Raw genomic sequence first — 1,754 nt, forward strand, 5'->3', positions numbered from 1 at the left:
CCAGAGCCGCTGCTGGGCGAAGGACAGAGGCCCTGTTGTCAGGTGGCGGGCAGGGATAGGTGACAGGTCTTTGGTCAGAGTGCTGGCCAACAGGGCCACAGACGGTTGCTGGAACAGTTGAGCCACGGGTACATCCACGCCCAGCTCCTGGCTGATGCGCTGGGTCAGGCGATGGCGAGCAGGGAGTCGCCGCCGAGGTGGAAGAAATTGTCGTCTATTCCAACCTGTTCGACTTGTAACAACTCCTGCCAGAGGGTGCACAGGTGTTGTTCGGTGTCATTTGTAGGAGGCGCATACGCTATGGCACTGGTCAGTTCTGGTTCCGGCAAGGCCTTGCGATCCACTTTGCCGTTGGCGGTCAGAGGCAGGCTGTCCAGGGGAACATAGACCTGGGGAACCATGTAGTCGGGCAACTGTTTTTGCAGGTGTCGTGTGACAAGGGTGTTCAGGTTGAGGTTCTGCTCTCCGGGTGTACGCCAGGCCTCAGCAGGAACCCGTCCGCCCACAAATGCGTAGAGGACTGGATGCTCGTCTTGCTCAGATGTTGGCCATTCTCCCAGAGGGCACAGGCCGATATTGTGATCAATGGCAGTCAATTGCAATTGTTGACCCAGGTGACCTGCGGCCAGTTGGGCCTCGGCAGTCTCTGGTCCGGTAATAATCAAAGCCAGGGTACTGTCGGGCCAGAGGGCCAGATAATCAGACTGTGTCGTGTTGACCGGTTTCCCCGGGATGTGTAGCCACTGCCAGTTCTGCTGGTTGGGGTCGGGGCAGTACAAAAGGTGAAGTGCCAGTTTATTTTTGCATGCCCACGACCGGGGCATCGATAGCCACTGATCCAGAAGGTTTCGATCCGGTGCCCGGTTTTCAAACTGTCGGTAGCTGCGACGCTGGCGCAATGCGTGCTGCCTTGGATTCTGTGGCGTCCGGTATCCGGCCAGTGTGACCTGTACCAGGGGCCAGCTCTGGGACGATGGTGAGAGAGCGGGACACAGAATGGTGCTGCTAAGCACAAGGCCCAGAGCCTGTGCGCAGGCCTCCAGCTGGGCCTGCATGGCACCGGCTTCGAGTTGGCAGAAGTGGGGCGTCATCTTTCCATACATCGGGCTCATGGCTGGCAGCCAGGCGGACAGTTCCAGTGTGAACGACATGGGATCGGTCTCTTGTCTGGGGGCGCCTTTCTCCAATCGAATCAGCTGATGATCGGGATGGTAGGCATAGTGGCCGCCGTTAAGATCGTCAATGGCCTGAGACCCGAGGTGCAAGGTCACACGGACCGGATAGAGGCTGCCAGCAGAGGGATATCCGTATTTGGGGAGAGGTGTGCTGTCGGTGTGATAACAGCGCAGGCCAGACAAAAGTTGTCCCAGTTCTTTTCTCGTCAAGGGGTGTTTTAAAGAGGGAGACGAAGAGCCTCTGCTACCTGGTGTGGTTTCAAGGGCTGTCCACTGTGGGCAGTAGACAAAAGAATCATTGTCATCCTGTGGTAAGGCAATGACAGTATCGGTTTCGCTGACGGGCAGGAGACCAGGCTGTGTCAGTTTGAATGTCATCCTTTCCACAGGGTCCGTCAGTTCCGCCTGACCAAAGCGTTGATCGGCACCGGGCAGTCGTTCCCTGTCGGGTACGAGATAACCGACCAGTGTTTGCTGTGAGCAGGCGGCTGCCGCATTATCAATCCAGGGTAACTGTATCAGGGCGCTCTCAATCTCCCCCAGCTCCACCCGGTGTCCGTGAATTTTAACCTGAGTGTC

Annotated in this window: 1 pseudogene; it reads right to left on the bottom strand. The window is 57.5% G+C overall.

Features of this window, described 5'->3' with window-relative positions:
- Positions 1–1,553 (bottom strand): annotated as a pseudogene (locus tag E1189_RS01735) (nitroreductase family protein); the annotation flags it as partial.
- Between the last annotated feature and the right edge of the window lie 201 nt (positions 1,554–1,754).

The sequence above is a fragment of the Parendozoicomonas verongulae genome, from assembly GCF_009711465.1.
In the GTDB taxonomy this organism is placed as follows: domain Bacteria; phylum Pseudomonadota; class Gammaproteobacteria; order Pseudomonadales; family Endozoicomonadaceae; genus Sansalvadorimonas; species Sansalvadorimonas verongulae.